The sequence below is a fragment of the Streptomyces sp. NPDC001480 genome (assembly GCF_042894725.1).
In the GTDB taxonomy this organism is placed as follows: domain Bacteria; phylum Actinomycetota; class Actinomycetes; order Streptomycetales; family Streptomycetaceae; genus Streptomyces.
On sequence record NZ_JBIAVX010000008.1, the window covers coordinates 304440 to 325600 of the forward strand.

A 21161-nucleotide genomic window follows, 5' to 3' on the forward strand; every position below is an offset into this window, starting at 1 on the left:
GCCTGCGTGCCCCTCAGGCGCGGATCCTGCGGCCACGGTGGAGTCGGCCGGGTACGTCGGTGAACTCCAGGTCCAGGCCGATGCCTTCGCGTTCGGCGTGGATGTGGAGGTGCGGTTCGGTGGTGTTGCCGGTGTTGCCGACCTCGCCGAGGAGCTGGCCCCGGTGGACGGTGTCGCCCTTGGTGACCGTCACCGAGCCGGGGCGAAGGTGGGCCAGTTTGACGATCTCCCGGCCGGTGTCGAGGAACACGTGGTTGCCGGAGGGCGGTTGGTAGCGGATCTCGCCCGGCTTCTGGTCGTGGAACGTGTCGGCGGCGGAGATCACCACGCCGTCGCAGGGAGAGCGGACGGGACGTCCGTAGGCGGCGTACGCGGTCAGGGCGTGGCCGGATCCGGTACGGGTGCCGTACGGGCCCAGCGCGACCAGGTCGAGCGCGCCGCGCTGTTCCGGAACCCTCGCGTGGTGGTTGAGCGCACGGCCACCGCCCTGTACGACGTACCAGGTGCCCTCCAGCGGGAACAGCAGCGGCCGGGACAGCGGTGCCTTCCAGCGGTGCAGCCGTGCGGCCGTCACCAGCCACACGGCCGCGGTCAGGAGTGCGACGCCGCCTGCGAGGCCGAGGGTGCCGTGTCCCGTCGGCAGACCGGGCAGCCGCCACGCGGAGGCGACGGCGGCGACGGCGCCCGCTTCGACCGTGCGGCGCAGCGGGCGGGGGTGCATCGCCGGGGCGCCCCACCCCTGGACGATCACGTAGAAGGCGGCGAGGGTGGCGATGTCGCCGAGCCAGGCGGTGCGGTCGGCTGCCGTCCACATGGTCAGCACGTTCCAGAGCGTGACCAGGGTCAGGCACACCGCCGAGATCAGGGGCATCAGCCGGCGTCGGCGGCGCCGTGACGGCGTGTAGTTGCCGCCTTCGATGAGCAGGCCCGTGATTTCGCCGCCGGGGGCCACCTGGGCCCAGGCCCGTACCCGGCCCTTGCTGCCGGACACGATCAGCCCGTCAGGGCTGTCCGTGACGGTGCCGAGCTCTCCGACGCGGGCGTTCGTGGCGCGGACGATCCGCTCCAGGGTGTCCGCGCCGACCGCTTCCGCCACACGGGGTGCGAGACGGGGCCAGTCGTCCGGGTCCGCGGTGAGGAACCGTGACAGGGCTCGCGCTTCCGGCGGTAGCTGAAGGTCCACAGGTGGCCACCCTTCCTCGATACACAGCCCGTCACCGACAACGGGTCCACTCCACAAGACGCAGTCGTGGCGCTGGAGTTCCACGCCGGTCCGGGTCCGTCACGGGTTCAGGACGACCTTCCCCGCGACGGTGCCGGACTCGGCCAGCCGCAGGGCGTCGGCGGCGCGGTCGAGCGGGAGTCGGGCGGCGATCCGGGCGGTGACCTCGCCGCGCTGGAGGGCGGTGAAGACCTCGGTGAGGTCGGTGCGGAGACGGGCCCGGAAGCGGTTCTTGGCCAGGGCCCGGCCGGCCCAGACGTTGAAGAAGTACGCGCGGCGGCGGTTGGGCAGGGCGTTCCACAGCCACACCCGGCCGAGCAGCTTGAGGACGGGCCACTGCTTGGAGCCCTCGTCGTCACGGGTGGAGGCGCTGCCGTACGAGACGAGCGTGCCGCCGGGGGCGAGGAGACGCCAGGAGTCGACGATGCCGCGCCCGCCGACGTGGTCGAAGACGGCGTCCACCCCGCGGGGGGCGAGTTCGCGGATCCGTGCGGCGACGTCGGCGTCGCGGTAGTCGACGGGGGTCACTCCCCCTTTCCGCAGGGCGTCGTGGTGGCGCGCGGACGCCGTGCCGATCACGCGGGCCCCGGCGGCCTGGGCGAGTTGGACCAGGACCGAGCCGACGCCACCGTTGGCGCCGTGCACCACGACGGTGTGCCCGGCGCGGACGCGGGCCTTGCGGTGCAGCATCTGCCAGGCGGTGATGCCGTTGACGACGAGGGTCTCCGCCTCCGCCGCGCCGATCCCGTGGGGCACCGGCACCACGTCCGCCGCGTCGACGAGCACGTGGCTGGCCCAGCCGCCGACCTTGACCAGCGCGGCGACCCGGGTGCCGGCCAGCCTGGGCTCGACGCCCTCGCCGGTCGAGAGCACCGTACCGACGAGGTCGTAGCCGGGTACGAACGGGAACGGCGGCTGGTCGTAGTAGCGGCCGCGCCGCATCTGCTGCTCGGCGAAGGAGACGCCGGTCGCCTCCATCCGGATCACGACCTGGCCCGGGCCCGCGGTGGGGACGGCTCCGTGCCGGATCTGAAGTCCTTCGGGCTCGACCTTGCCCGGCAGGACGACCTCGACGAGTCCTTCGGCGCTCATGGTGACCTCCACTGCGGTGGTTACGTATTTTCGCGTTCGTTAGATGTTGTAACTCATTGACGCAAGGAGAGTCAATAGCTTCCGTGATAGCCTCTAACTAAAGCTTGTGGGTACAGTCGCAGCGGCGTGGAAAGGTGGCAGGCCGGTGATGGAAAAGGGCACGAAGACCCCGCGCGAGCGCTACCGCGCCCAGGTGCGTGCGGAGATCAAGGAACGCGCGTGGGAGCAGATCGCCGCGGCGGGCGCGTCCGCGCTCTCCCTCAACGCGATCGCCAAGCGGATGGGCATGAGCGGGCCCGCGCTGTACCGGTACTTCGGCAGCCGCGACGAGCTGATGACCGAGCTCGTCCGGGACGCGTACCGCAGCCTCGCCGACACCTTCCGCGCGGCCTCGGAGATCGGCACCGACGTGCCCACGCTGGCGCACGCCCTGCGCGGCTGGGCCCTGGCGGACCCCCACCGTTACTTCCTCATCTACGGCACGCCCGTCCCCGGTTACCACGCGCCCGACGACATCACCGCGATCGCGTCCGAGATCATGGCGATCCTCCTGGACGCCTTCGCCGCGCTGCCGCCGAACGGCCCGGTGAACACCTTCGACGCGCACCTCGAAGGCCACCGGGACTGGGCGGGCGGGCATCCCGCGCCGCCCGCGGTCCTCCACCGGGCCCTGACCTTCTGGACCCGGCTGCACGGTGTCCTGTCCCTGGAACTCGCCGGCCACTTCACCGGGATGGGCTTCGACCCCGAACAGCTCTTCACCGCCGAGCTGGACGACCTGGCCGGCGCGTCAGGCCTGTGACTTCACCGCCGAGACCGCTTGGGCGGGCCGGGCGGCCCGGGCGGCCCGGGCGGGCTGCCGTACGACGCGGCGGGGCCGCACCGGCAGCCCGAGCGTGGGGTTGGCGACGCTCCAGGCCGCGCCCTTGCAGACCAGCTCCTTGTAGACGGCGGCGAGCCGTCCCGTCAGGGCCGCCCGGACCGCGCGGTCGTCGGCGGTGACGTACTGGATCAGGCCTTGCCTGCGGCCCAGCGAGATGCACTGGTTGAAGTAACGCACGGGCACGTTCGGGACCTTGCCGCCGGTCAGGCGTGCCGCGACGGCGTCGGCGGCCTGCCACGCGGTGGGGACGCCCGAGGCGCACGACATCCTGAGCGGCTTGTCGCCGGGGCCCGTCACCATGGCCGCGTCGCCGATGGCGTACACGTCCGGGTGCGAGACCGAGCGCATGGTCCGGTCGACCACGATCTGGCCCGTACCGGTGACCTCCAGGGTGGTGGCCTTCGCGATCGGGTGCACGGCGAAGCCGGTGGTCCACACGGTGACCGCGGCCGGGATGACCGTACTGTCGGCGGTGGTCACGTGGTCGGCCTCGACGGCGGTGACGGCGGCGTGCTCGTACGCGGTGATGCCGAGCTCGCCGAAGACCTTCCGCAGGTGCCGGCGGCCCTTGGCGGAGAGCCAGTCGCCGAGGCCGCCGCGGGCGGCGAGGGCGACGTCGAGGTCCGGGCGGGCCTCGGCGATCTCGGTCGCGGCCTCCAGCCCGGTGAGGCCGCCGCCGACCACGACCACGGGCTGCCCGGCCTCCAGACGGGCCAGGCGCTCGCGCAGCCGCAGCGCTCCGGGGCGGCCGGCGATCTCGTGGGCGTGCTCGGCGGTGCCGGGGACGCCCTGGCTGTTCCAGCCGCTGCCGAGGGCGTAGAGGAGGGTGTCGTACGCCAGCTCCTCGGCGCCGTTCGCATCGGTGACGGAGACCGTCCTGCGCTCGACGTCCACGCCCGTGACCTGCGCGAGCCTCAGTGCGACGCCGGTGCCCGCGAACATCTCGCCGAAGGGCCTCGGGGTCAGCTCCTGCCCGGTCGCCAGCTGGTGCATCCGGACGCGCTCGACGAAGTCGGGCTCGGCGTTGACGAGGGTGATGGCGACGTCTTCGCGGCGCAGTCGCCTGGCGAGGCGGCCGGCGGCGATGGCTCCGGTGTATCCGGCTCCGAGGACGACGATGCGGTGCTGCTGCATGTCCTGCTCCTGTCTGGACCTGTCCGGTCCCGTCTTCAGCGGGTCGCCCCTTGAACCGGGCGGGCCGCCGTTCCCTGACAGGACCGGGGTGTGAAGCAGGTCACATGGACGTCAGAAGGCGTTGAGCAGGGGTTCGCCGTGGTCGGTGGCCGCCCACCGCTGGGTCGCGCGTTCGAGCTTGTCGGGGTTGACCTGGTTGCGGAACGCGGCGATGCCCTCGGCCGTGATCTCCAGGCACATGACACCGACGACCCGGCCGTCGACGACCGCCACGACGGCGGGGGCGCCGTTGGCGGTCGCGACATACACCTCGGGTGAGCCGCCGACCAGGGCGCGCTTGGCCTCGCTGGGCTTGAACAGGCCCCGCAGGAACTTCGCGACCGCCAGCGCGCCCTCGAACGCCTTGGCGCGGGCCGGGACCTTCCCGCCGCCGTCGCCGACCGAGATGGCGTCCGAGGTGAGCAGCCGCACGAGCGGCTCGGTCCGGCCGCTCGTGGCGGCCGTGAGGAACTCCTCGACGACGCGCCGGGCGGCGGCCTCGTCGATCCCGCTGCGGGCCTTGCCGGCCGCGACGTGCTTCTTGGCACGGTGGAAGATCTGCTGGCTGGCGGCCTCGGTGAGGTCGAGGATCTCGGCGATCTCCCGGTGCGGGTAGTCGAAGGCCTCCCGCAGCACGTACACCGCCCGCTCATTGGGAGTGAGGCGCTCCAGCAGGACGAGGACCGCGTACGAGACCGACTCGCGCTGTTCGGCGGTGTCGGCCGGACCGAGCATCGGGTCCCCGGCGAGCAGCGGCTCGGGCAGCCACTGCCCCACATAGGTCTCGCGCCGTGCGCGGGCCGAGGTGAGCTGGTTGAGGCACAGGTTGGTGAGCACCTTCGTCAGCCAGGCCTCGGGCACCTCGATGTGGTCGACGTCGGCGGCCTGCCAGCGCAGGAACGTCTCCTGCACGGCGTCCTCGGCCTCGCTCGCCGAGCCGAGGAGACGGTAGGCGACGGCCTCCAGGCGGGGCCTGAACGCCTCGAACCGGTCCACGTCGTGCACGGTCAGCGCCATGGACCGGATCCTAGTACCGCCTCGTACCGGAGGATCAGTAGTCGAGGCCCGCGTACCACTCGCCGCGGCCCCGCGGTGTCAGGTCGAGGAGGTGCCAGACGGGGACCAGGAGGTCGATGCCGCGCTGGTCGATGTCGTCGGCCATGCGGGGGTGGGCGGAGTAGAAGTGGCGGATCGTGCCGTCGTCGTCGCGGGTGAAGACGGACACCGTGGAATCCTGTTCACCGGCCTTGTCCTCGCTGCCCAGGTCGTACTTGAACGTGCTGTCGCCGCAGCTCAGCAGGCGCAGCCGGCGCCAGCCGCGGTCGCGGGCGTACTGCCGCAGGGTGGGCGGGTCGGCGGCCGCGGCGACGGCGAAGTCCGTGTTGCGCGCGAGGTGGCGGGCGATGCCGTCGAAGCCGTCGATCCACAGGGTGCACATCGGGCAGGGGCTGGTCTGGAGCTTGCCGTACATGAAGTGGTAGACGATCAGCGGACGTCCGGGGGCGGTGAACAGTTCGCTCAGGGACACCTCGCGGACCGGTGTGTCGCCGGCGTCGAGGTCCGCGGGGCCTTCGAGGAAGACGTAGTCGTCCACGGGCGGCCCCTGGGGGAGCGCCCGCCGCAGGGCCGCGACCGTCTCGCGGTGGCGCATGAGGTCGATCTCGGCGAGGCGCAGCTCTTCGCGGGCCGCGAGGTAGTCCGGTGATTCCCCGGCCAGTCTGGTCTGCCGCGACATCGCGTCCTCCTGGGGTGGGCTTCCCCCGGCCCTTCGAGTCTATGGCGCCCGCTCCCGCCCGGCGACCGCGTCGACCGGCGCACGGGTTGCCGGGGCAGCCTCTGGACTGATGACCGAAATCGCGTGCTGAGCACGGACTTTGGGAAGGTGTGGTGGACGCCGATCCGGAGGCCGGGCAGCCGTGGATGTCGACGCTGTATGTGCCGGGCCGCACGCTGTCGGAGGTCGTGGCCGAGGAAGTCCCGCTCAAAGGGCGGGACTTGCGCATACTGGGGCTGGGCTCGTCGAGGCGCTGCGGGACATCCACCAGGCAGGTCCGGTCCACCGGGACCTGAAGCCGGGCAACGTCCCCACGCCGGTGTTCTCGTCGGCCTACGACGACCTCTACTTCGCCAACCACTTCGGCCGTCTGCTCGCGCTGGACCGGAAGACCGGAGCGGAGCGGTGGCGCACGGCCGCGCGATCGTGGCAGTGGCGGGCAACACGGCCTTCTCCGTACGCCCCGACCGTCCCACGGCCCGGACGTCACCGGCCGGCGGCTGACCGGCCGGTCGCGGAGGCGATCACCGCGGAGACGACCCCGGTCGCGGCGAGGCTCCCCATCATGACCAGCCCCACCCCGACCACGAAGAGGCCGCTGGAGTCGTCCGACCAGTCGTAGTAGGCGGCGGCGGACAGGCCGAGCGTGGTGCCGAGCACGGCGCCCGCGACATGGTGCCGGAACGCCGCCCAGCACACCGGCAGCAGCAGGGTCAGTACCAGCCCGACGACCTGCCACGCCTCGTACGGGCCGGTCGTCGTGCCGTCGGCATGCTCGTCACGGTGCTGGTCCCAGCCCAGCCAGGCGGCCCACACCGCCGCCGCGACCCCGGCCAGTACGAGGATCGACGACAGTTGGGACAGGGGCTTCACGAGTCCTTGGCGCATGGCCCAAGCGTCCCGGCCCGTCCCCGACGCCGACCAGAGCTCATGTACTCAGCCGCACCCGAGTACATGAGCCACGGGGTCGTCACGTGGACCGGCCCGCCCGTCTCACTTCGCGGTCGATCGCCCAGGCGTCCGCCACCGGGCCCACGTGTCCGAGCTTGTCGGGGTTGATCACCGAGCGGATCGTGTGGATCTTGCCGTCGAGGACATCGAGCGCCAGGGTGTTGAGGACCCTGCCGTCCCGGTCGCGGAAGACCGCGCCCGGCCGGCCGTTGATCTCGTGCGGCTCGAACGTCACGCCGACCCGGGCCATGCGGGGGAAGACGGCGGCGAGCAGCCGGGCCACGTTCTCGGCGCCCATGACGGCCCTGGCCAGCTGCGGGGCCCTGCCGCCGCCGTCGCCGACCATCGACGCGTCGGCGGCGAGCAGTTCCCGCAGGCCGGCGACGTCGCCACCGCTCAGGGCGGCGAAGAACCGCGACGCCAGTTCCTCCCGCTCCTCACGGACCGTCTCGAAACGCGGCCGCCCGGCCTCCATGTGCCGTCGCGCCCGCACCAGCAGTTGCCGGCACGCCGCCTCCGACCGCCCCACCGCGGCGGCGACCTCGTCGAACCCGAAGCCGAACACCTCCCGCAGCACGAACACCGCACGCTCCAGCGGGCTGAGCCGCTCCAGCAGCAACAGCGCCGCCATCGACACCGAGTCGGCCAGCTCCGCCGACCGGGCCGGATCCTGGTACGGATCACTGAGCAGCGGCTCGGGGAGCCACGGGCCCACGTACTCCTCCCGCCGCACCCGCGCCGACCGCAGCACATCGATCGAGATCCGCGTCACCGCGGCCGACAGGAAGGCCTTGACCGATGTGGGCCGGGTCGAGGACCCGTCGAAGCGCAGCCAGGTCTCCTGCACCGCGTCCTCGGCCTCGGCCACGCTGCCCAGGATCCGGTAGGCGATCGAGAACAGCAGCGGCCGCAGCTCCTCGAACTCCTCGACCTTGCTCACGCCTGACGCCCTCCCTCGATGCCGTTCAGTGGAAGGTACCGGGCACGTAGTCACCGGCCGGCTGACGGCTGATGACATTCAGCCGGTTCACCGCGTTCATGAAGGAGACCAGGATCACCAGGGCGCCGAGCTGGTCCTCGTCGTAGTGCTTGGCGGCGGCCGCCCACACCTCGTCACCGACCCCGCCGGCCGCGTCCGCGACCCGGGTGCCCTCCTCGGCCAGCTCCAGCGCGGCACGCTCGGCCTCGGTGAAGACGGTGGCCTCCCGCCATGCCGCGACCAGGTTCAGCCGCACCGGGCTCTCGCCGGCGGCGGCCGCGTCCTTGGTGTGCATGTCGATGCAGACGGCGCAGCCGTTGATCTGGCTCACGCGCAGCGCCACGAGCTCCCGCGTGGAGGCAGGCAGCGGTGAGTCCTTGACCTCCTTGCCCGCCGACATGAAGTACTTGAGGGCCTTGCCGGCGGTCGGGGTGGCGAAGTAGTCCAGTCGCGCTTCCATGGTGTGCCTCCTCTGAGGTCGTCAGTGGTTACACACCCGAGACGAGATGGCCTCGCCCCCTGTGACATCGGCCGGCCCGGCTCAGACCGGCAGCCGTTTCACCACCGCGTCCCCGCACTCGGCCGTCCGGGCGTAGAACGCCGTCAGCTCGCGGTGTGTCGAGGCGAAGGCGCCCCACGTCTCGGGCTCCGCGGTCACACCGCCGTGGCGCGGCAGCAGTTCGTCGCGGGCGAACTGCCACAGCTCGTCGAAGTCGGCCGTCGTGAGGAACCTGGCCACCCGGCGGGTCTGGGCCGCCGTCAGGACCAGGAGCGGCGGCTCGTGCGGGTCGGGGCGGAACACCGGCCGGCCGCCGAGCACCACCTGGGTCCGGGGCGGGGCCTCGGCACGGCGCGGGGGCGGGCCGGCGTAGATGCGTTCCTGGTCCAGGTGGTGCCGGACGGTCTCCGAGTCGTCCTTGAACATCCGGTCGAGCCAGGTCGCGCTGTTGCGCAGCGCCGGGGGCGGCACCGCTCGCAGGCGGAGGTGCGTACTCATGCCAGAAGGAGCGCACGGGGGCTCCGAAGCATTACGCGGCCCGCCGCGGCTCACTCCGGCTCTCACTCCGGCTCTCACTCCGGCTCTCTCCGTGCCGCCCCACGGGGGGAGTGAGGAGCGGCACGGAGAGAGGTTTGGGGAGCGGGGGCTCGCGAATCATGCAGCGCGCGCCCGGCGCGAAACGTCACCCGGCGCGGGCGCCGGTCCGCGGGCGCGACGGGCCGTCTCGAACCGCCGTGCCGGCTCCCGTGCACCAACGGCTCGGCAACGGGGCGTCGTTGGATGGGCGGCGTCGGCGGCCACGTGAAGGGCTCGCGACATGTTGTGACACTTCCGTGAGGGCGGACGCTGGTCACCATGGGGGCCGTCGACGCGACCGGAGCGCGGCGGACGGCATGGACTCGCTGCGGAACCGGTGCGAACGAGGACGGTCTTGGGCCAGGTACGGCAACCCCGGCGCGCACAGACGCGCGACGGGGAACTGGGCGCGGCGGTCGCGCGGGCCCAGGACGGCGACGAGGCCGCTTTCGCGGTCGCCTACCGGATCGTCCAGCCGGGCCTGCTCGGCTATCTGCGCGGCCTCGTCGGCGACGACGCGGAGGACGTGGCGTCCGACGCCTGGCTGGTGATCGCGCGTGACCTGGGGCGTTTCAAGGGGGACGGGGCCGGGTTCCGCGGCTGGACGGCGACCATCGCCCGGCGCCGGGCCCTGGACCATCTGCGCCGGCAGCGCGTACGGCCCCGGGCGGGCGGGACCGAACAGGACGTACTGGACCTGGCCGGCCCGCACAGCACCCATGAGCAGGCCCTGGAGTCCCTCTCCACGGAGCGTGCCCTGGAACTGGTGCGCGGGCTGCCCCGGGACCAGGCCGAGGCGGTGCTCCTGCGCGTGGTCGTCGGCCTGGACGGTCCCGCCGCCGCACGCGTCCTCGGCAAGCGTCCGGGGGCGGTACGCACCGCCGCCCACCGGGGCCTGAAACGCCTCGCCCATCAGCTGGGTCTCGGCGGTGAGGCGGACCAGGGTGTGACGGATGAGGCGTCCCGGACGCTGGGTGAGTCGAAATGAACGACGAACGGATCGAACCTGTCGGACACGAACGGATGCGGACATGGGTGAGCGGCTGAGCGGTGGCGGGGTTCCGGGCCGTGGCCGTCGACGTGCGCATCACGGTGGTGCCGTGTCCGGCCCGCGGGACGTAGGTGACTCCGCCGCGCTGGAAACGGCCCTCGCCACCGCCATACGCGACGGCGGTCTCGCCCCCGAGGCCGAGCGGGAGGCCCTGGCAGCGTTCCGGGCCGCCCGCGGAACGGGCGCGCACAAGGCGCGTACCCGGCGCCGGGACGACTGGCGGCTGCCCGCCGAGCGGCGTACCGGGCGCTCGGTGAAGACGACGTTCGGCCTGGTGTTCGCCGGCCTCACCCTGGGCGGTGTCGCGGTGGCGGCCATCGGTTCGGTCGGCTCGTCCGCGGACGGAGCCGACGCCGGCCGGGCGACCGCCCACCCGTCGTCGGTCGCCCCGGACCGGCCGGGCGGTACAGCCCCGCCCACGTCCGCCGGCGGGCACGGGCCGACGGACCGCCCGGCCACCGCCAAGGACACCGAGGCGCACTGCCGCGCCTACGAGCAGGTCCGAAACCGCGGCAAGGCGCTCGACTCGACGGCCTGGCAGCGGCTCGTCGCGGCCGCCGGCGGAAAGGACAAGGTCGCCGCGTACTGCTCCGCCCAACTGGCCGGGGCGAAGGCCACGCCGGGCGGCGGGAACAACCCGGGAGCGGGCTCCGCGAACCCCGGCAACGGCAACGGCAACGGCACGTCCGGCAACACCGGCGCCTCGGGAAGCGGCACCTCCGGAAAAGGCCGGTCGGACGGGGACAAGGGCGGCGGAAAGCACAAGTAGCGCTCAGCGCGCCCTCGCGTCACTCTCTGCTTACGCTGGTGCCGTTCTCCGCGTGTCGGCCGAAAACCGCACACGCTGAGCCGCACGGCAGAAGAGAGCACGTCGATGGCCGCCACCGAACACCCCCCGCAGAGCCGGCTGCGGGCGTGGATGCTGGAGGGCCTGTCCGACATGGGCAAGCCCGGCGGCCACACCGGCCCGTACGCCAAGCCGGAGCCCCCGCACAAGGGTCAGCGCTGGTACCGGGTGATGTGCCTGACCGGCGTGGACTACTTCTCCACCCTCGGCTACCAGCCCGGCATCGCGGCCCTCGCCGCGGGCCTGCTGTCGCCGATCGCCACGCTCGTGCTCGTGGTGGTCACCCTCGCGGGCGCGCTTCCGGTGTACCGCCGGGTGGCCGAGGAGAGCCCGCACGGGCAGGGGTCCATCGCCATGCTGGAGCGGCTGCTGTCCTTCTGGCAGGGCAAGCTGTTCGTCCTCACCCTGCTGGGCTTCGCGGCCACCGACTTCCTGATCACCATCACCCTGTCGGCCGCCGACGCCGCCACGCACCTCGTCGAGAACCCTCATCTGACCAGCGCCCTGCACGGCAAGCAGATGCTGTTCACCCTGCTGCTGGTGGCTCTGCTCGGCGCGGTGTTCCTCAAGGGCTTCCTGGAGGCGATCGGCGTCGCGTACGCGCTGGTGGCCGTCTACCTCGGGCTGAACGCCGTGGTCGTGGTCGCCGGCCTCTGGCACGTGTTCACCGCCGAACACGTGATCACCGACTGGACCAGTGCCCTCACCGCGGAGCACGGCAGCGCCTTCGTCATGATCGGCTTGTCCCTGCTGGTCTTCCCGAAGCTGGCGCTGGGCCTGTCCGGCTTCGAGACGGGCGTCGCGGTGATGCCGCACGTCGAGGGCGACCCGGGCGACACGGAGGAGAACCCGAAGGGCCGGATCCGGGACACGAAGAAGCTGCTCACGACCGCCGCGCTGATCATGAGCGTCTTCCTGATCACCACCAGTTTCATCACCACGGTGCTGATCCCGGCGAAGGAGTTCGAGCCGGGCGGCCAGGCCAACGGCCGCGCGCTCGCCTACCTCGCCCACGAGTACCTCGGCAGCGCGTTCGGCACGGTCTACGACATCTCCACCATCGCCATCCTGTGGTTCGCGGGCGCCTCCGCGATGGCCGGCCTGCTCAACCTGATGCCGCGCTACCTGCCCCGCTACGGCATGGCCCCGCACTGGGCGCGCGCCGTCCGCCCGATGGTCATCGTCTTCATCCTCATCGCCTTCCTCGTCACCTGGATCTTCGACGCCAGCGTGGACAAGCAGGGCGGCGCCTACGCCACCGGTGTGCTGGTCCTGATGTCCTCCGCGGCGATCGCGGTGACCATCGCCGCGCGCAAGGCCCAGCAGCACGGCTGGACCACCGGCTTCGCGGTCGTGTCCGCGGTCCTGCTCTACGTCACCGTCGCCAACGTCATCGAACGCCCCGACGGTGTGAAGATCGGCGCCTGCTTCATCGTCGGCATCATCCTGGTCTCGCTGCTGTCCCGGCTGGCCCGCGCCTTCGAGCTGCGCGTGACCGAGGTGACGCTGGACGACATGGCGCAGCGGTTCGTCCGCGACATGGCCCACCGGCGCATCCGCTTCCTCGCCAACGAGCCCGGCGAGCGGGACAAGGCCGAGTACCGGGACAAGATCAATCAGATCCGGGCCGACAACGACCTGCCGGAGCAGGAGGACTTCATCTTCGCCGAGGTCACCGTCACCGACCCGTCCGAGTTCGAGGCCGAGCTGAGCGTGCGCGGCGAGGTGCTGCACGGCCGCTACCGCGTCCTGACCCTGGAGTCCTCCTCCGTCCCGAACGCCCTCGCCGCCCTGCTCCTGCACGTCCGCGACACCACGGGCTGCATCCCGCACATCTACTTCGAGTGGACCGAGGGCGCCCCCCTCGCCAACTTCCTGCGCTTCTTCCTCTTCGGCCAGGGCGAGGTCGCCCCCGTCACCCGCGAGGTGCTGCGCGAAGCGGAACCGAACCGCGAGCGGCGGCCGCGCGTGCACACCGGCTGAGAGTCCCGGCCGGAAAACCGGACTGGAATCCCGACTGAGATCCGGGCTGGAAATCAACGTCGGCGTCAGGACCCCGTCAAAAGCCGACCTCATCGCGTCAGGACACCGTCAGCGCCCTTCGCCCAGGGGCACCACGCGGCCTAGCGTCGACGGCATGCGAGGAAGCGGAACGGGCGGCAGTCCGGTCACCGACCGCCATTGGCAGAGCGGCGCGCGGCTCGCGGCGAGCTGCGCCCTCACCTTCTGCGCGCTGACCTTCCTCGTCGACTGGGACGCGGGCACCCTCACCGCCGCCCGCGCCGCACTGTGGCTCGCCCTGTCCGCCGCCGTCCTCGCCGTCCTGCTGCCGCAGCGGGTCACCGCGGGCCCCGGCTGGCTGATGGTGCGCGGCCCGCTCGGCCGGCGGGCGGTACGGACGTACGCGCTGGTGTCCGTACGGCAGTCCGACGGCGTCACCGCCCGCCTCGTCCTGCGGGACGCCCAGGGCGGGCGCCTCGAACTCGACACCCGGGTGCTGGCCGCCAACCCCTTCCTGTGGCACGAACTCGACACCGGCCTGCGCCGCTCCGCGCACCGGGGCACCCTGCTGCACGGAGAGGACGCGTTCCGGCGGCTGGGCGAGCGGATCGACACCGAGACGGCGCGAGCGGTCCTCCGCGCGTCCGGGCTGTCGTAGGCCGGCCGTCCTGAGGCGTGCCGCGCCGTGCCTCAGGTGTTCGCGGTGGCCCTCACCAGGTTCAGCTCGCTAAGGACGCGGTCGAGGTCGGCCGGGGCGGCGGCGAGGCGGACCGTCCGGCCCGCGTCGTCGAGTTCGGCGATGTGCCAGCTCCTGGGCACGGTGTCGCCGTCGCTGCCCCGGGCGCGGCGCACGCTCCTCAGGGCGAGCCGCTCCACCGGGATGCGTTTCGCGGCGAACCTGCCCGGGCCGGGAGCGACCGCCGGAGCGCCGTCTCCGAGGGCGATGTGGGTACCGAAGCCGTGCGGGTTGTAGTCGGTGTGCTCCAGGAAACGGGCGGCCAGGAAGACCTCGTGCGCCTCCCGGGCACCGGACTCCTCGCGGGCCGCGGTCTGTTGGGGCGTACGCACACGTGTGGTCCGCCAGGCCCAGGTGAGGAGGGCCAGTGTGGCGAGGGAGCCCGAGGCGGCCCAGGCGAGCGCGACGGGAGAGGTGAGCAGAGTGGTGGGGTGGAGGTAGCAGAGCGGCAGCAGCCACAGGGCGGTGCCGACGAGCACGCCCGCGAAGGGCAGCACCGACGGGAGGACCTCGTCGTCGGGCAGCCTGCGCCCGCGCAGCCGCAGCAGCACCTGGGCGGCGGGGTAGCCGGCGGCGAGGGCGAGCGCGGCGGCCACGGCGGCCACGTCCCCGGCGCCCGTGACGTGCTCGTGCCACACGTAGTGAGGTCCGCTGACCTCCCTCACCTCACCGCGCCAGACGGTCAGTTCGACACGGTCGCCGCGACGGAACCCCTCCGCGGCCTCCCGGGAGACCTCGACCCGCGCCATCGGACTGCCGCCGGCGAAGTACAGCCAGCTGCTCTTCTTCGGCCTGTTGGCGTCGGTGCGGGCGATCACGGCCGGCAGGGTGGTCAGACAGTCGGCGCGCGCGGAGGCGGGCGTCGCCGACGTGCACGGGCGGGCCGACCGCCACGCGCGTTCCGTCGACGCGGCGTTCGGCACGAACCACGCGGCCACCCCGGCGCACACCAGCAGCAGCGCGCACAGGCTCAGCGAGCCGGCCCAGCCGCGCCCGGCCGTGCGGTACGAGACGACGGGGACGTGACCGGACTCCGGGGTTCCGTGGCGGCGGTGCAGCGTGCGGAGGGCTTCCAGCGTCGCGTCGAACTCCGGATCGGACGGCCCGCTCCACGGCAGCGGCAGGAGCCGCTTGCGGCCGTCGCGCATTGCCAGGCCGACGCGCCGGGAGACGGGGACCCTCGGGTTCCTCCCGTACTTCAGACACACCCACAGGCCGGCGACATCCCCCCAGGGCACGCTCCGGGTCCCCCACAGCGTGCGGATCCGCACGCCGTACGCGTCGGCGCTCACCCGGGCGGTGACCCAGTGGAGCGCCATGACGCCCATCAGCGCCGGCAGCAGACCGACGACCCACACACCGACGAGCCCGCCCGCGTACGCCAGGCACACTCCGGCCAGCACCGTCCCGGCCGCTCCAAGGACGACGAGGAACCACAGCGTGCGCTGGCGCGGGGGAAGACAGGTCACTTCCCGGACATCGGTCATGGACGGGAGCCTGACACCGGCGGGGCCGCGCCCGCTTGTGCCGTGTCCGGCAATGTCCCGGCCCTCGACGTTGCCGACGGCAGGCTAGCTCGCCTTCTTGGCCGGTTCGCCGTCCCGGTGGTCGACGACCGCGCGTTCCATGACGGCGGTGACGCCGAAGAGGGTGGTGGGCCGCGGCTCCTTCTTCCTGTCCTTGGTGATGTACGAGCGGGCGCCCAGGTAGGCGAGGCTGTGCTTGTCGAAGATCCAGACGTCGCGGATCACGGACCTGGGGTCCTCGCGGGTGATGCCGAGGCCGTGCCGGCCGGCGGCGTCGGTGACGTCGGGGAGCTCGGTCACGCCGGGGATCTTCGCGGCGGCCTCGTAGAACGCGGCGGTGTTCGCGGCGGGCATGACCGTCCCGCTCAGCAGGTCACCGATCTTGTCGAAGGCGGCCTGGTCGTGCGACTCGGTCTCGTCCGCCTTCGTCTTGGAGTAGACCAGGCGGAGCAGGGCGTCGGGGTCGGTCGGCAGGGAGGCCAGCCACTTGTAGGTGGGGCGGTTCCAGCCCGCCGGGACGGGGGCGCCGCCCTCCTCGATGGGGATCGTCTCACCGGGCATCACGGCGTCCCTGCCGGTTTCCTTGAGCCACCCGGCGGTCTTGACGGGGCCGGGCTTCTGCACCGTCCATTCCTCCGACGTGTGCAGGGCGCCGAGCTTCACCGGGCCTTCGAACGTGCCCTTGTTGGCGCGGAGCAGCGTCTTGACGTAGACCAACTGCCCGTCCTGCACCGGGCTGGTGTCGGTCTCCATGGCCGCGGCGGCGATCCGGCCGAGCGTCACGGACGCGCCGTGGGCCCCGGCCGGGCCCGCGGCGACCGACCCGTCCTTCGGGGTGGACCCGCCACCACCGGAGAGGGTGACGACCAGTGCCCCGGCCAGTGCCATCGAGGCGGCGGGCAGCAGCACGGCGGGGCGCAGCAGCTTGCGGCGGCGCGTTGTCCCGGCCGTCCGCGTCTGCGTCTGCGGGGCGGGGTTCAGGTCCTGGTCGATGCGCTGCATCAGTACGTCCTTGTGGTGGAGGTGCCGGTTCCGGGGGAGGTCCCATTCGGCCAGGGCCGACAGCAGCTCCTCGGCCTCGCTCCGGGCGGAGCCGGCGCGGGGCAGGTCGTCAGCGTTCACGGGGTTTCCTCCTGAAGGAACAGGGCCGCGAAGGCAGCCTCACTCTCCACCTCTCCGCGGGGCCGGGGCGGTTCCGGTTTCTCGCGGTCGGATTCACCGGAGGCGCTGAGCCGGGCGAGCCGCGCGCGGGCCCGTGACAGCCGCGACCGCACGGTGCCGACCGGGATGCCGAGGGCCTCGGCCGCCTGCTGGTAGTCCAGCCCGGAGGCCACGCACAGGGTGAGCACCTCCCGGTCCTGGCGGCGCAGCCGGCGCAGCGCGTCGTGGACCAGCGCGAGCCGGCGGGCGTCGTCGATGCGGCCCGCCGTCTCGTCCGCGAAGTCCTCGACCGGCCGGGGCTCCGGGCTGCGGGCCAGGAAGGCGAGCCGGCGGCGTACCCCGCGGTTGGCGTTGCGTGCCTTGTGCGTGGCGATGCCGAGCAGCCAGGGCTTGAGCGAGCCGCCCTCGGGCTCCACCGTCTCCCGGGCCCGCCAGGCGGCGAGGAAGGTCTCGGACATCGCCTCCTCGGCCTCCGCCCAGTCGCCGGTCAGCCGCAGGGCGTGGTTGTAGACCGCCCGCGCGTACTGCTCGTACAGCTCGCCGAAGGCTTCGCGGTCCCCCGCCCGTATCCGCGCACGCACTGACTCTCCTCGTTCCGGTTGCCGCCTCACATCTGGTACTCACTGCGGAACGCGGGGAGTTCCTGTGCTCTGTGTCACACGATGCCCAAGGGGGTTTACTTGATCAGCCCCGCCGCCCACTCCGCCCACTCCCGCCGCATGGCGTTGAACCGCAGGCCGTACTCCAGGACGATCCGGCCGTAGACCGAGAGGTCGCCCTCGTCCCAGTCGATGGAGTCCACCAGGTGGCGCAGGTCGTCGTGGACCCGGTCGGAGAGCTCGACCAGTTCGGCCAGGTAGGCGCGGGCCTGCTCGGGGGGCAGGACGCCGAGGAAGAAGACGCGGAGCAGGATGTCGCTGCGGACGGTGCGCTGCGGGCGGGTCTCGGTCAGCCAGTGCCGCAGCTCGGTCATGCCGTCGTCGGTGAGGGCGTACTCCTTGCGGCCGCGCGGGCCTTCGGCCGTCACCGTGATCAGGCCGGCGTCCGCGAGTTTGGTGAGCTCCGTGTAGATCTGGCTCTGGGTGGCCGGCCAGACGTTGGCCAGCGACGTCTCGAACAGTTTCAGCAGGTCGTAGCCGCTCGCGGGGTGCTCCGAGAGAAGGCCGAGCAGCGCGTGTCGAAGGCTCATGCCACTACCCTACCTTCCAGCATTGACATGTCACTATCGAACCTTCTACTTTTGACATGTCAGAAGAGAAAGCCAGCGGGAGTACGCAAGCCCGGACGGCAACGCCGAAACGGAGAGACCCTGATGTCCTACCTGCGCACCTTCCTCCCGTGGATCGTCTTCGCGGTACTGCCCTCCGGCAGCTGGCAGTGGGGCGCGCTCGCCGCCCTGGTGGTCGCGGCGGTGCTGATCGGCCAGCAGGCGCGGGCCGGCGTCGGGTTCGACGCGCTGATCATCGAGCTGGGCTCGGCGGCCTTCTTCGCCGTGCTGGCCGTCATAGCCTTCGCCGACCCGCACTCGGGGGTGCACGACTACTCCGCGGCCCTCTCCTCCGGCACCCTCGCGGTCATCGCCGGGGTGTCCCTCGCCATCGGCAAGCCGTTCACTCTGGGCATCGCCAAGCGCACCACCCCGCGCGAGGTGTGGGGGCTGAAGCCGTTCATCCGGACCAACATCGTCATCACCGCCGTGTGGACCGCCGCCTTCGCCCTGACCGCCGCCGTCCTCGCCTTCATGGCCCACGCGGGGAACGCCCACTCGACCCCGGCCACCCTCGTCCAGATCGCCGGCTTCGTCGTCCCGATGGTCTTCACCGTCCGCTACGTCGCCCACGTCCAGGCCAAGGCCAAGGCCCAGCAGCTCGCCGGCTGACGGCCCGCCCCCGGCCGCCGAGCAGAGTCAGCCACCGTGGGTACGACAGGATGTGCGGCACCGCCCTCCTGGACGAGACGGGAGCCGCGGCCGGACAGTTACCGGCCGAGGTGTTCGCCGGTGAGCTGGAGGTGCCCAAGCGGGAGTTGACGCGGATCCTGCACCGGATCACCGCCGCCGACGTGGAGTACGTGGCCGCGTTCGCCGGGTACGAGGCCGAACTGCGGCCGTACGTCGCGGAGAACCAGGCCACGGGCCGGCAGGGCGCGGCGAGGTTCGGCGGCCGCGTGGAGTGGCGCCCGGGCGGTCACCTCTCGTCCGTGCCCTCGGTGGGCCGGGTGCGGCCGACTTCCGGCAGCTCGCCCTCCTGGGCGCGGATGTGGAGTACGTCGCCGATGAACAGGTCGTACACCAGCACCCCGATGACCCCGCCGACGAGCGGTCCGACGATCGGGATCCAGAAGTAGTCGCTGAACCATGGACCGTTCCCCGGCAAGGCCAGTCCCTGCCAGCCGGCCAGCCAGGTCAGCAGGCGCGGGCCGAAGTCACGGGCCGGGTTGATGGCGTAGCCGGCGTTCGTGCCGTAGGACATGCCGATGGCGGCCACCGCGAAGCCGATGATCAGGGGGCCGAGGTTCGCCTGCACCGCCGTGTTGCGCAGGTCGATGACGGCCACGACCAGCATCACGAGGAAGGCGGTGCCGACGATCTGGTCGATCAGCGGTCCCCAGACGCCGCCGTGGAAGTAGGGCGCGGGGAAGGTGGCGAAGATCGAGAACGTGGCGAGCGTGTGCCCGTTCGTCTTCGGGGGCTTCGAGGCGGCGTCGAAGGCGTTGATCGCGTCGTGGTAGACGGCGAAGACCAGGGCCGCCCCGGTGAAGGCGCCGACCAGCTGGGAAAACCAGTACGGCAGGACCTTGACCCAGGCGAACTTGCGGCGCACCGCGAACGCCAGCGTCACGGCCGGATTGAGGTGCGCCCCGCTGACCCCGCCGGCCACGTAGATGCCGAAGACCACCGCGAAGGCCCAGCCCCAGGTGATCAGCAGCCAGTCGCCGGCGGCGAGGAAGATCGTGGTGGGCGACTCCGTGCGGCCCGAGCCGGGCAGTCCGGCCACGGCCACGGCCACGGAACCGGCTCCGAACGAGATCAGGACGAACGTCCCCAGGAACTCCGCCATGCATTCGCCCAGCAGGCCCCCGCGACGCCTGAGCGTGGAGGGTTTGATCAGGGGAGGTATTTCCACAGCCATATCGGCCCCCTCAGTGAGAGCATCCGGCCACACAGCCGATCACGGAACCGGCCTTACCCCATCGTTACGCATGAACGGGACAACGGACACCGGAGGGGACGCAGGGGACATTTCACCAACGGTGGAACAGTGCAACACCAGGCCGCTGTGGCGCCGGACGCGGGCCGTCGGGTCAGGACTGCTACGTGGCCGAGCCGACCGGGTCGGCGGGCGAGGGGGTGGGGGTGGCTGCCGGGCGGGGGTGCTGGGCCGCGGTGATGGTGCGGACGGCGCAGACGCCGGCGATGGCGGCGCCGACGACGGCCGCCTCGGAGACCAGGAGGGGCCAGACCTCGGTGTAGGCGCGTTCGATGACCTGGTCCGTGGAGTCCTTGTACATCAGGCCGACGCCGCTGAGCATGCCGACCACCCAGAGCCCCCACCACACGTTCAGCGAACGCGGCACGGGCCGCCCCGGGACGCTCTTCTCGTAGGCGTCGGCGATGACGCCGCGCGGCACCCAGAGGTTCATGACGGGCACGATCCACCCCAGGTAGACCCAGAAGCCCGAATAGCGCGGCGGCTCGGGCGAGAGGGCGCTCGCGTCGTCCCGGACGCGCCACATCCAGGACACGAACGCCAGCGCGCAGATGAGCGCGGCACCGTCCCCCAGCGAACTGACGACGTGGTACGAGTTCTCGAGCGCGGTCAGCTTCCGGTGCACGCCGTCCCCCTGGTCCGGCGGCCCCGACACCGGCTCCCCGGCCAGGGACAGCCGCACCTGCCACACCGCCCGGAGGGCCCAGGCGGCCCCCGCGAGCAGCAGCCCGCCCACGGCACACCACTCCGCGGTCCGGTCCGACCGCTGACCGGCGGACTGCTCCATGTAGTCGTCGTTCACCTGGGCATCCTGTCCTACGACCTTTTGTTTACGCCATGTCAGACGACGAAAAGCGCGCCATGGTCACCAGGCCGCCCATGGAACATCACGCGTGCGCTGTTACGCCGTACGGATGACCCGGCATGCGCGTCCGCGGTCGCTGGCCTTGACTGGACGGGAGAACGGCGGGGGCAGGGACACGGACGGAGTGCGCGATGACGCATCTACGGACGGGCGCGGCACTGACGCTCGTCGCATGCCTGGGCGCGGGGCTGGGCGGTTGCTCGAACGGCAACACTTCCAGCCCGTCGTCGGCGGTCAGCAAGGCGGCGTCCTTCGCCTCGCAGGGCGCGTCGGCGCTGGCCTCGGCGAGCGCCGAGGCGGGGAACAAGCTGAACGAGGTGAAGAACGGCGTCAACGCCAAGGACGCGGTGACACTGGGCACCCCGGCCCCGACGTCCGACGGCTATATGACGGTCGACGTCACGGCCGTCAACAAAGCGAGCTCCACCAAGTCCTTCGCCGTCCAGGTCAACTTCACGGACAGCAGCGGGAACCTCCTGGACACGACCGTCGTGACCGTCTCCGACGTGGCCGCGGGGCAGTCGGGCAGGGCGACGGCCCGGAGTCACCGCAAGCTGACGGGACAGGTGAAGACGGCGGTGGCGCGGGCGCTGCGGTACTGAGGCGCCCGCGCCAC

General features: G+C 72.1%; 23 protein-coding genes and 1 pseudogene. 8 read left to right on the top strand and 16 right to left on the bottom strand.

From position 1 onward, the window contains the following. Nucleotides 1–13 precede the first annotated feature (13 nt). Nucleotides 14–1183 (bottom strand): M23 family metallopeptidase, encoded by a 1170-nt coding sequence (locus ACFY01_RS21785; RefSeq protein ID WP_390737360.1) that lies wholly within the window; start codon nt 1181–1183, stop codon nt 14–16. A gap of 99 nt (nt 1184–1282) precedes the next feature. Beyond that, the gene (locus ACFY01_RS21790) at nt 1283–2314 is read right to left on the bottom strand and encodes a medium chain dehydrogenase/reductase family protein (protein ID WP_390737361.1); all 1032 of its coding nucleotides are present in this window, start codon (nt 2312–2314) and stop codon (nt 1283–1285) included. A 148-nt stretch (nt 2315–2462) separates the two neighbouring features. Here ACFY01_RS21790 and ACFY01_RS21795 point away from each other — a divergent pair, with 148 nt between their 5' ends. Continuing rightward, nucleotides 2463–3116 (top strand): TetR/AcrR family transcriptional regulator, encoded by a 654-nt coding sequence (locus ACFY01_RS21795; protein ID WP_390737362.1) that lies wholly within the window; start codon nt 2463–2465, stop codon nt 3114–3116. Here ACFY01_RS21795 and ACFY01_RS21800 read toward each other — a convergent pair. The 3 genes from ACFY01_RS21800 to ACFY01_RS21810 form a co-directional block, all read right to left on the bottom strand. After that, the gene (locus ACFY01_RS21800) at nt 3105–4331 is read right to left on the bottom strand and encodes an NAD(P)/FAD-dependent oxidoreductase (RefSeq protein WP_390737363.1); all 1227 of its coding nucleotides are present in this window, start codon (nt 4329–4331) and stop codon (nt 3105–3107) included. The two genes, ACFY01_RS21795 and ACFY01_RS21800, sit on opposite strands and share 12 nt — an antisense overlap. 111 nt (nt 4332–4442) lie before the next feature. Continuing rightward, nucleotides 4443–5387, bottom strand: coding sequence for an RNA polymerase sigma-70 factor (locus tag ACFY01_RS21805; RefSeq protein WP_390737364.1), 945 nt, complete (start codon nt 5385–5387; stop codon nt 4443–4445). A 34-nt stretch (nt 5388–5421) separates the two neighbouring features. Beyond that, nucleotides 5422–6105 carry a DUF899 family protein gene (locus ACFY01_RS21810; RefSeq protein ID WP_390737365.1) on the bottom strand — a complete coding sequence of 228 codons (684 nt, stop codon included), beginning with the start codon at nt 6103–6105 and terminating at the stop codon, nt 5422–5424. Between the two features lie 149 nt (nt 6106–6254). Between ACFY01_RS21810 and ACFY01_RS21815 the strand changes: the two are divergent. Continuing rightward, a pseudogene (locus ACFY01_RS21815) lies at nt 6255–6454 on the top strand (hypothetical protein); the annotation flags it as partial. Between the two features lie 176 nt (nt 6455–6630). Here the strand turns inward: ACFY01_RS21815 and ACFY01_RS21820 are convergent. The 4 genes from ACFY01_RS21820 to ACFY01_RS21835 all read right to left on the bottom strand — a co-directional run bounded on the left by ACFY01_RS21820 (nt 6631) and on the right by ACFY01_RS21835 (nt 9071). Continuing rightward, a complete protein-coding gene (locus ACFY01_RS21820; protein ID WP_390737366.1) occupies nt 6631–7032 on the bottom strand; it encodes a hypothetical protein in 402 nt (133 codons plus the stop codon). 82 nt (nt 7033–7114) lie between these two features. Continuing rightward, the gene (locus tag ACFY01_RS21825) at nt 7115–8035 is read right to left on the bottom strand and encodes an RNA polymerase sigma-70 factor (RefSeq protein ID WP_390737367.1); all 921 of its coding nucleotides are present in this window, start codon (nt 8033–8035) and stop codon (nt 7115–7117) included. Between the two features lie 25 nt (nt 8036–8060). Next, nucleotides 8061–8534 (bottom strand): carboxymuconolactone decarboxylase family protein, encoded by a 474-nt coding sequence (locus ACFY01_RS21830; protein WP_390737368.1) that lies wholly within the window; start codon nt 8532–8534, stop codon nt 8061–8063. Nucleotides 8535–8615: 81 nt separating this feature from the next. After that, nucleotides 8616–9071 carry a DUF1877 family protein gene (locus ACFY01_RS21835; RefSeq protein WP_390737369.1) on the bottom strand — a complete coding sequence of 152 codons (456 nt, stop codon included), beginning with the start codon at nt 9069–9071 and terminating at the stop codon, nt 8616–8618. Between the two features lie 433 nt (nt 9072–9504). Between ACFY01_RS21835 and ACFY01_RS21840 the strand changes: the two genes are divergently transcribed. The 4 genes from ACFY01_RS21840 (at nt 9505) to ACFY01_RS21855 (ending at nt 13706) form a co-directional block, all read left to right on the top strand. Beyond that, complete coding sequence (locus ACFY01_RS21840) at nt 9505–10137, top strand: RNA polymerase sigma factor (protein WP_390737370.1); 633 nt, start codon at nt 9505–9507, stop codon at nt 10135–10137. A 112-nt stretch (nt 10138–10249) separates the two neighbouring features. Then, a complete protein-coding gene (locus ACFY01_RS21845; protein ID WP_390737371.1) occupies nt 10250–10969 on the top strand; it encodes a hypothetical protein in 720 nt (239 codons plus the stop codon). A 105-nt stretch (nt 10970–11074) separates the two neighbouring features. Then, on the top strand, nt 11075–13030 hold the full coding sequence (locus tag ACFY01_RS21850) for an amino acid transporter (protein ID WP_390737372.1): 1956 nt from the start codon (nt 11075–11077) through the stop codon (nt 13028–13030). A gap of 154 nt (nt 13031–13184) precedes the next feature. Beyond that, complete coding sequence (locus ACFY01_RS21855; protein ID WP_390737373.1) at nt 13185–13706, top strand: hypothetical protein; 522 nt, start codon at nt 13185–13187, stop codon at nt 13704–13706. Nucleotides 13707–13738: 32 nt separating this feature from the next. Here ACFY01_RS21855 and ACFY01_RS21860 read toward each other — a convergent pair whose 3' ends face one another. The 4 genes from ACFY01_RS21860 to ACFY01_RS21875 form a co-directional block, all read right to left on the bottom strand. Continuing rightward, nucleotides 13739–15271 (bottom strand): PH domain-containing protein, encoded by a 1533-nt coding sequence (locus tag ACFY01_RS21860; protein ID WP_390737374.1) that lies wholly within the window; start codon nt 15269–15271, stop codon nt 13739–13741. An 84-nt stretch (nt 15272–15355) separates the two neighbouring features. Beyond that, nucleotides 15356–16432, bottom strand: a complete 1077-nt coding sequence (locus ACFY01_RS21865; protein WP_390737375.1) for a CU044_5270 family protein — start codon at nt 16430–16432, stop codon at nt 15356–15358. Continuing rightward, nucleotides 16429–17052, bottom strand: coding sequence for an RNA polymerase sigma factor (locus tag ACFY01_RS21870; RefSeq protein ID WP_390737376.1), 624 nt, complete (start codon nt 17050–17052; stop codon nt 16429–16431). The genes ACFY01_RS21865 and ACFY01_RS21870 overlap by 4 nt, the downstream gene beginning before the upstream one ends. A gap of 95 nt (nt 17053–17147) precedes the next feature. Then, nucleotides 17148–17660: a PadR family transcriptional regulator gene (locus ACFY01_RS21875; protein WP_390737377.1), complete on the bottom strand. Its 513-nt coding sequence runs from the start codon at nt 17658–17660 to the stop codon at nt 17148–17150. 123 nt (nt 17661–17783) lie between these two features. On the opposite strand from ACFY01_RS21875, the gene ACFY01_RS21880 reads away from it, so the two are divergent. Further along, nucleotides 17784–18350, top strand: coding sequence for a hypothetical protein (locus ACFY01_RS21880; RefSeq protein ID WP_390737378.1), 567 nt, complete (start codon nt 17784–17786; stop codon nt 18348–18350). Nucleotides 18351–18448: 98 nt separating this feature from the next. Here the strand turns inward: ACFY01_RS21880 and ACFY01_RS21885 are convergent, their stop codons facing one another. The 3 genes from ACFY01_RS21885 to ACFY01_RS21895 all read right to left on the bottom strand — a co-directional run bounded on the left by ACFY01_RS21885 (nt 18449) and on the right by ACFY01_RS21895 (nt 20482). Then, on the bottom strand, nt 18449–18661 hold the full coding sequence (locus tag ACFY01_RS21885; RefSeq protein WP_390737379.1) for a hypothetical protein: 213 nt from the start codon (nt 18659–18661) through the stop codon (nt 18449–18451). Beyond that, nucleotides 18658–19602 (bottom strand): MIP/aquaporin family protein, encoded by a 945-nt coding sequence (locus ACFY01_RS21890; protein ID WP_390737380.1) that lies wholly within the window; start codon nt 19600–19602, stop codon nt 18658–18660. Before ACFY01_RS21890 ends, ACFY01_RS21885 begins: the two co-directional genes overlap by 4 nt. A 181-nt stretch (nt 19603–19783) precedes the next feature. Then, nucleotides 19784–20482 (bottom strand): DUF4328 domain-containing protein, encoded by a 699-nt coding sequence (locus ACFY01_RS21895; protein ID WP_390737381.1) that lies wholly within the window; start codon nt 20480–20482, stop codon nt 19784–19786. A 194-nt stretch (nt 20483–20676) separates the two neighbouring features. Between ACFY01_RS21895 and ACFY01_RS21900 the strand changes: the two genes are divergently transcribed. Continuing rightward, a complete protein-coding gene (locus ACFY01_RS21900) occupies nt 20677–21147 on the top strand; it encodes an FxLYD domain-containing protein (protein ID WP_390737382.1) in 471 nt (156 codons plus the stop codon). Nucleotides 21148–21161 lie beyond the last annotated feature (14 nt).